Raw genomic sequence first — 8,057 nt, 5'->3', positions numbered from 1 at the left:
CAGTCCGTTACGTTCCAGCCGAACAAGCCCTGCTCCAGCCCGTAACGGATACCATCCCTGACAGCGTTTTGAAAACTCTGGTTCAAGTATCCCAGCGAAACCCGGCTCTCGTATTGTACACCGGAGCCAAGCGAGAGTGGTGTAACAGACAGTCCTATGGATGCCCAAAACGGGTTGGGCGGCACCTCGATATGGATGGTGTGGCTGGCTGCTTTGAGCGGCCGCTCCATATAAATGACGGAGGGTTCCTTTACCACTGTTTCAAGCTTGTATTTTTCCGACAGCAAAGCGGAAACAACCTCCAACTGCACCCGGCCCAAAAAAGAAAGAATGATCTCATGGGTGATGGAATCCACTTCGCAACGCAAAAGCGGGTCAGTATCCGCAAGTTGCGTAAGAGCGTCCAGCAGCCGTTCTCTTTGCGCTGCCGTTTTCGGCGCAATCGTCGTCCGCAGCATGGGGAGGGGGTCCTCGCGCCACCTTTTACGAGGGAGCCGGGTTTGGTCCCCTAATACATCGTTTAACCTCACGCTGTCGCTGGGAAGGATAACAATTTCACCCGGATAAGCGGTGTCTGTCCGAACAATTTCCCCTTTGGATGGAATACGCATCTCTGTGATTTTCAGCTTTTCTCTCCCGGCCAGGGCCACCGTATCCCGCAGGCGCAGCGTTCCGCTGTATAGCCGTAGATAGACACGCCGCTGGCCGCAATCTGTATACTCCACCTTGAAAACGCTGCCGCATAGGGCGGCGCTCCCCTGTTCCCCAATCGGTTGGAACAGCCCTGTCACCGCATCCATCAACGGTTGAATGCCAAGGCCCTTTTTGGCGCTGCCATAATAGACCGGGAACAGGGAGGCGTCTTGAACCCGCCGCTGTTCCTCCCGCACAAGTTTTTCCCGGCTGATTGGTTCTCCTGCGATATACTTTTCCAATAATTTATCGTTATTTTCGATGACCGCATCCCATGCTTCTATGTCGGTATTTTCCTCCAGGACTATTTCCGGGGACAGCGACACCGTCTGCTTGATGATAATATCGGCGGAGAGCTTATCCCGAACAGACTGAACCACGCTCTGCAAATCAACGCCAGCCTGGTCGATCTTGTTGATAAAGATAACGGTGGGAATGTTCATTTTCCGCAGGGCATGGAACAGAATACGGGTCTGGGCCTGCACGCCATCTTTAGCGGAGATCACCAAGATGGCCCCATCTAAAACAGCCAAAGAGCGGTACACCTCCGCCAAAAAATCCATGTGGCCGGGCGTATCCACAATGTTGACTTTACATCTGTGCCACTGGAAGGAAGTGACTGCCGCTTGAATGGTAATCCCACGCTGCCGCTCCAAAAACATGGTGTCCGTCCTCGTTGTCCCTTTTTCGACGCTCCCCGGTTCTGAAATGGCTCCGCTGGCATATAGCAGGCTCTCCGTCAAGGTCGTCTTTCCAGCGTCTACATGGGCAAGAATTCCAATATTGATTATTTTCATGTGATTGTCCTCCCTTTACTGCCCCGAAGGGCATAAAAATCCCCAGCAGTAAAATACTTTTACCACTGGGGATGATAATTTGCGGACATACACATATACAGCATACACCTGTTTGTGAGTGCTGTTTTTGGGGATATGTCAAAATTGATAAGGCAAAAGTATTCTTAAATTGGGTACAAAAAACTAAGCCCCTACAAAAGGGACTATCATAATCCTTTGTTCCCACTATTTGATTATAGTTTTATTTAAGAATACCTTGCCGCATATTTTTTACTCCTTTTCTGGAATTGAAATTATTATATCACATCAGTTTTAGGAAAACAAGTATCTAAAAGAAATTTTTCTTCCCCTTATATGTAACAATCATACCGGCTTCCTAACGTTCAGAATGGTTTCTACTGTCTGCTGCGGTGTTTGGTTGGAATTGTCCAGCCAAAAGCCGATCCGTGGTGTTGTCTGCATTTTACTAAATACAAATTCAATGTATACAGAAAGAAATATATAAGGAGTGGGAGGGATTCCGCCGTAGTTGGCATTGTAGGAAAATCCAAAAGTTTAGATTTTCCCACAATGCTTATCTTTTGGTCTTTGGTTCGGAATAGTGTAGTGCTGGCGGTCTATCTCTTGTTTTCGGTTGCTTGCTTCCTTACCGTACATGAGCATTCGCGCCGGGGTTATCGTTGCCGTACCCCTCCATGAGGTTAATGCCGCCCCAAATGCCAAGTCCTGCGCCAAGCGCGATTACCAAAGTCTGCAATACGTCAACTGCGCTGTTGAAAAAATCCATATAAACCTCGCTTTCTGCCGCTAAAACGGCTCAAAAAATGTTGTTGGAAATAAAAATGCCGCCGTTTTTATTCGGCGGCTGCGTCCTCGTCGGACAAATCTATTTCGTATATGTCAAAGGGTTCGTCGGGCTTTACGATTGCCGGACGGGTGGACATATACCGTTCAACGTCAAAAGCGTTTTTCTTGTCGAAGTCGGAAAGGTATTTGTAGTTCGGGTGCTGCGTTATATCGTACTTATCGCTGAAAAAGGGGCGCACGCCGCGCAACTGCAAAATACATTTTCCTCCGTCCATAACTGCGATTTCGTCCTGTGTCATCAACTCCTTTCCCAATTTCTGATAATTGAGGCCATGAGAAACCTGCGTGCCGCGATTTTCGGAAGTGTTGAAACTGTCGATTGTTTCACGTCCCAAGTTCTCCGAAATATCCTTTGCATTTTTCCCGCGCCCTCCCAAAAACAAGGTGCTGTCGGCATTGTCAAGTATGATTTCTGCCGCGTCCTTGTAAATGGCTTTTAGCTGGCTCTGCGATTGCAGAATGATAGAAGCCGAGATTTCCCGGCTGCGGATTGTGGCAATCAATTTTTCAAACTGCGGGATTTGTCCAATGTTTGCAAACTCGTCTAACAGGCAGCGAACATGAACCGGCAGCTTGCCGCCGTATTCGTCGTCGGCCTTGTCGCACAAGAGATTAAATAACTGCGATTGCAGCATAGCGATAACAAAATTAAACGTGCTGTCCGTATCGCTCATAATCAAAAACAAAGCTGTTTTTCTGTCGCCTAACGTGTCAAGTTCTAATTCGTCGTAGGACATAAGATCGCGCAATTCCTTTATATCAAAAGGAGCGAGCCTCGCACCGCAAGAAATGAGGATTGATTTTGCGGTTTTGCCCGCCGCCAATTTATATTTTCGGTACTGCTTCACCGCGAAATGGTCGGGGTCGCGTTCTTCCAAGTCGGCAAACAGCAAATCGACGGGGCTTTGATATTCCTCGTCGTCCTCGCGGGCTTCGCTGGCGTTGATAAGTTCCAACAGGGTAATAAAGTTCATTTCCTCGGCGGGGGCTTCGTACCAGATGTAGCCCACCAACGCGCAATACAAAAGCCGTTCTGCCTTTACCCAAAAATCCTCCGCGCTTTTTTCTCCCTCACCTTTGGTATTCGCTATCAACGTATTTACCAGCTTCAAAATATCTTTCTCGCTGCGGATATACACAAAGGGGTTGTAGTGCATAGATTTTTTGAAGTTAATCGTATTCAGTACCTTAATGCGGTAGCCCGCCCGTTGCAGCAGCTTCCCGCACTCAATCAAAACCGTACCTTTCGGGTCGGTTAAGACGTAAGAGGAATGAAGCTGCATTAGATTAGGTTTGACAAAAAATCTTGTTTTTCCGCTGCCGCTGCCGCCGATCACGACGACGTTCTTATTTCTCGCGTACTTCGGCTGCTTCGGGCGGCTGTTCATGGTAAGCCGTTCCGTCTGCGTCAAAATGATGTTGTTTTGGAAATCCGGGTCTATGTAGGGCTTTATATCTTCGGCGTTTCCCCATGAAGCGTTTTGTCAAGTGCTTTTTTGAGTTATTGACGCAAATTCTTGTGAAAGTGCGAAAGTGCAAAGTGCAAAGGGTCTGCGTTTTGCACTTTCAACTTGCGGGTTCGGGTGGCTGCTTCTTCTTGATGAAGTTATACCATTGTCCGCCGACACGCCTTGCGCCTAAAATGCCGCCCATGTTGCGCTTGGCGTTCTGTACCGTCCTCTCGGATATTCCGGCTTCGGCTGCGGCCTTTACAATGTCCTCGCTGGCAAGCTCTTTCCCGTCTGCAAGCAGGTCAAGTATCAGCTTCTCGGCTTGCTCGGTCTTGGTGGCGGTGTTCCCGCCCGCGCCGGATAGCAGCTCGTCGGCGGTTATGTCGTATTCGCCTATCCATGAAAAGCCTGTTTCCGGGTCAAGGCAAAAGGCAACGGGCTTGCCCTCCGGCGCAAGGGAAGATTTGTCATGGACGATAACACGCACATTCGGCTCCCGCTTCACGCGCCCGATCAGCAGGACGCTCCTTGCTGCGGCGCGGAAGTCAATAGAACCTAAGCCCCGGTATGCGCTCTGCCCTCCGGCAGCTTTGTTCAAGTGTCCGATAAGGATAACGGCGCACCCGGTACGCTCGGCAACATCGGCAAGGCGGCGGAACATGGGGCGCACTTCGTTTGCCCTGTTCATATCGGTCTTTTCGCCCATGTACGCCTGTATGGGGTCAAGGATAATCAACCGCGCCCCGTTCTGCGTGATTGCCTTTTCTATGCGCTCGTCGGAGAGGGTAAGCTCCCGCTTGGCTTCATCAATCACAAGCACGCGGTCAAGGTCGGCCTCGGCTTCTATCAAGCGGGGCTTGACAGTATCGCCCAGCCCGTCCTCGGCGGTCTGGTAAATCACTTGGAATGGCGGCAAGGGCTTCATTCCCGGCAGCGTTCCCCCGGTGGTGCAGGCGGCGGCAAGGCGTAGGGCAAAGGTGGTCTTGCCCTCGCCGGGGTTGCCTTGCACAATGGTTACTTTCCCAAAGGGGATATACGGCTCCCATAGCCATTCAACGGTCTGTGTGTCAACCTCGCTCATGCGGATAATCTCGACGGTTTCTTCCTGCGGCGGCTCTTTCAATCCGTAAACCGCTTCCCGGATATACTTCCCGTCTGTGATTTCTGCCCGGTGCTGCAATACCTCGTTCCAGTCCTTGTAAAGCGGCACAAGGCGGTGGACGGTCAAGCCCTCCGGCATGAGCTTCACAAGGCGGCTGCAAGCGTCGTTTCCGGCTTCATCGCTGTCAAGGCAGAGGTAAACGGTCTTGATGTTCGGACGGTCAGAGAGGAAACGCAACAGGGCTTTTTCTCCCACGCCGCCCAATGACAGGTAGCTTTGCTTCTGCCATTCCTTTTTGAACAGGCAGAGGAAAGAGATCAGGTCAATGGGTGCTTCAAAGACAAACAATCTTTCGCCCTCGCCCCGGTAACAGAAGTTAAAGGCTTTGTCGCTGCCTTTCACATCAAGCCGGAAGTTTCCCGCCGTTCCTTTGCTGTGGGCGTAGCGCGGTATTCCGTCCTCGTCCCGCCCCACAAATACGGCGTTGTGGTGGGCTGCGTCCTCGTAAATATCGCCGCGGGCAAAGAAAAAGCCCGTCACATCTTCATCAATGCGGCGGGCTGTTGTGAGGTAGTTCCTCGCTGTTCGGTTGTCGCTGTTTGGGGGCGGTAGCCGGAAGTCGGATAGGGACGCGGGGCAAGGTCTGTCCGGCGGCGGTGCGGCTCCCTTTTCTCCTGTGAGAAGTTCTACGGCTTCGGTGAAGCTCTTGCCGAAAAACTCCATAACAAAATCAACGGGGCCGCCGCCCTTGCTCTGGCTGTGCCTGTACCACTTGTTTCCCCGGACGGTCAAGCTGTCGTGCCGTTTCCAGCGGTATTCATTCCCGGCGCGGGTAAGCTGCTCGCCCTGTGATTGCAGGAAAGAAACAAGGTCGGCTTGGTTCGCCCGGTCTATCTGTTCTTGGGTGTAATACAAAAAGCTCAACTCCTTTCATCGTTCTAAGTCGTGCCGCTTGGCGCGGGTCTGCTCCGGCTGGTCGGCTTTCAGCGCAATGTCAACACACTTGCGGATATTGTGCAGCTCGGCAACCTCGGCGCGGGTTTCTTTCAGCTTGGTATATTCCGCTGTTCTCTGCCCGCTGAGAGTGGCGTACTCTTTTTCCCATTCAGAGATAGGCAAGGTCTTTGTCCCTTTCGGCAGATTTGCATGGAGATAGCGGCTCGCTGCGTTCCATAGCGTAAGCTCGGCGCGGTGGGCTTCCTCGTACTTGTCGCGCTTGCTCGTCCAGCCATTTTTCAGCTTTTTCAGCTCGTCGTGAATGGGCTTGTACTCGGTGTAGTTCTTCCCGTATTCAATCAGCTTTTGCAATTCTTTCATGCGCTTCTCGGCGGTTTTCATGCCCTCCCGGATAGCGTCGGCTTGGTCGCTGACAGAGGAAAGGGCAGCGTCCAGCTCGTCAAGGGTGGAAATGCCATGCTCGGAAAGATAGTTGACCGCCTTTGCAACGGTTTTCAGTTCGCCGGCGGTGTGCTGCCTTTGCCAACTCTGCGAATACTTCCGGCTCTTTTCTCTCTGAACGCTTAAATACTTCATCAGCAGATTTGCAAGGCCGGGGGATTGCGGGGGCTGCTCCGGGGCGGTTTCCCGCGCCTTGAACAGTTCGCCAATCCATTCTTTGAGCTTTCCAATCTGCGCCCGGATTTCCCGGATAAGGCGGTTTGCTTTTTGGATATTCCGGTTCAGCTCGCCTTTCTCGGTGGCTACGCCTTTCTTCTCCATTTGACAAGCTGCTACGCCCATGTGGACGGTGGGCAGCTCGTCAATGCCGCGCTCGGCGTTGCTGCGGTGGTCGATACGCTCCGGGCTTCCGGCGCGTTCAAGGTAGACGTTTGAAATATCCGCCCACGCCTTGCGCCACAAAAGCGCGTTGCCCTTGTCGTTCCAGCCTGTGAGGTCAACTTTGTGTGTCTTGTATCTGCCGCTTGGTAAGCGTATGCGCTCGCCGTTCTCGTCAAGGTCATATTCCTTTTTGGACTTCGCCGCCCACGCGCCGCGCTCGTCAAGGGGGCGCATGGTAAGCATGATATGACAATGGGGGTTGCCGCTGTCGGTGTCGTGAATGGCAAAATCAACGCACATTCCTCTGGAAACAAATTGAGAGGAACAGTATTCCCGGACAAGCCGGATCTGTTCCTCTCTGGATAACTCTATGGGAAGCGCCGCGTCAATCTCTCTGGCAAGCTGGGCGTTCCCGGCTTTCTCGTAAAGCTCCACGCTGTTCCACAAGGTTGAACGGTCAGAGAAAGAGGGCGGGGCATTGGGCGGCAGTAGGATTTCCGTATGGACAACACCGCCTTTGCGGGTGTAGTCGTGGGTCATTCCGTCCCACTCATTTGTCAACTTTTCGCCGCTTCGGTAGGCGGCTGCGGCAACGGCTGATTTGCCCTTGCCCCGGCTGACAATGCTGATATTACAATGGTAGATGGCTATGGGTATCACCTCCCGGATAGGATAATAAAACCCGCAAAAATGGTACAGACGCCAACGGCGGGTGTACTGTTTTTGTGGGTGTGCAGGGATAGCCGCGTAAGCGGCGCAAGGGGTGCAGCCCCTTGTTGCGGCAAAGCCGCCAATGTCGGTCAGAGAGGGAAGCAAGCGGCTTTCTCTCTGTGCCGACAAGCCCTCGGCAGAGCGCACGCACCCGTAAGGGTGTATAAGTGCGCCCTTTGTGCCAAAGGGATTATTCGCTTTTCCCGCCCTTGGTGCGTTTTTTCAGATAAGCCCGCGCTTCCTCGCTCGTCAAGGCAAGCCGGAGAAAGGCGGCGGCTTCCTCGTCGGTCATGGTCTTGGCTTCCGGCACAATGCTCTCAAAGACCGCACCCCGGACGATCAGCCGATGGCTGCGCGTCCTGCGTTCCTCTTGGGATAACTTTTGCCGCAACACCTTTTCCCGGTTTTCAAGCTGCCGGATTTTCTTCTTCCCGTCCTCAATCTCGGCTTGCAATTCCTCGCGGTTTTTTTCTCTCGGTTTCGTCATGGGTGGTCACTCCTTTCTACCTGTCGGCATAGAAAAAGGACAGTCGATTTCCTCGGCTGTCCCTTGTGGGGGGTATTTAGTTTTACTGTGTGCTACTTGGTAAATAGGAAGTTACCTATTTCTTCATAACATAATTTGTAAGGAAAACACCTTAATAAATCCATTTATCC

Annotated in this window: 4 protein-coding genes and 2 pseudogenes; all 6 read right to left on the bottom strand. The window is 52.1% G+C overall.

Translation table 11 applies throughout. The features are described from left to right. Positions 1 to 1,490 (bottom strand): tetracycline resistance ribosomal protection protein Tet(W) (gene tet(W), locus ODJ80_RS13740; protein WP_263042526.1); only part of this gene is annotated, 1,490 nt, incomplete at its 3' end. Between the two features lie 658 nt (positions 1,491 to 2,148). Then, positions 2,149 to 2,277 (bottom strand): annotated as a pseudogene (locus tag ODJ80_RS13735) (Maff2 family mobile element protein); the annotation flags it as partial. Between the two features lie 67 nt (positions 2,278 to 2,344). Then, a pseudogene (locus tag ODJ80_RS13730) lies at positions 2,345 to 3,838 on the bottom strand (VirD4-like conjugal transfer protein, CD1115 family); the annotation flags it as partial. 85 nt (positions 3,839 to 3,923) lie between these two features. Continuing rightward, positions 3,924 to 5,825, bottom strand: coding sequence for an AAA family ATPase (locus ODJ80_RS13725; RefSeq protein ID WP_118638165.1), 1,902 nt, complete (start codon positions 5,823 to 5,825; stop codon positions 3,924 to 3,926). A 15-nt stretch (positions 5,826 to 5,840) separates the two neighbouring features. After that, the gene (mobQ, locus tag ODJ80_RS13720; protein WP_263042527.1) at positions 5,841 to 7,349 is read right to left on the bottom strand and encodes a MobQ family relaxase; all 1,509 of its coding nucleotides are present in this window, start codon (positions 7,347 to 7,349) and stop codon (positions 5,841 to 5,843) included. 241 nt (positions 7,350 to 7,590) lie between these two features. Continuing rightward, positions 7,591 to 7,887 (bottom strand): DUF3847 domain-containing protein, encoded by a 297-nt coding sequence (locus tag ODJ80_RS13715; protein WP_016147288.1) that lies wholly within the window; start codon positions 7,885 to 7,887, stop codon positions 7,591 to 7,593. Positions 7,888 to 8,057: the final 170 nt, after the last annotated feature.

The organism is Acutalibacter sp. LFL-21, from assembly GCF_025630755.1.
In the GTDB taxonomy this organism is placed as follows: domain Bacteria; phylum Bacillota; class Clostridia; order Oscillospirales; family Acutalibacteraceae; genus Acutalibacter; species Acutalibacter stercoravium.
This window is presented reverse-complemented; position numbering and strand designations above follow the sequence as displayed.

Bases quoted from the DNA above. Each gene is read 5' to 3' on its own strand.
- ODJ80_RS13715 (WP_016147288.1), bottom strand. From the start codon at position 7,887: ATGACGAAACCGAGAGAAAAAAACCGCGAGGAATTGCAAGCCGAGATT.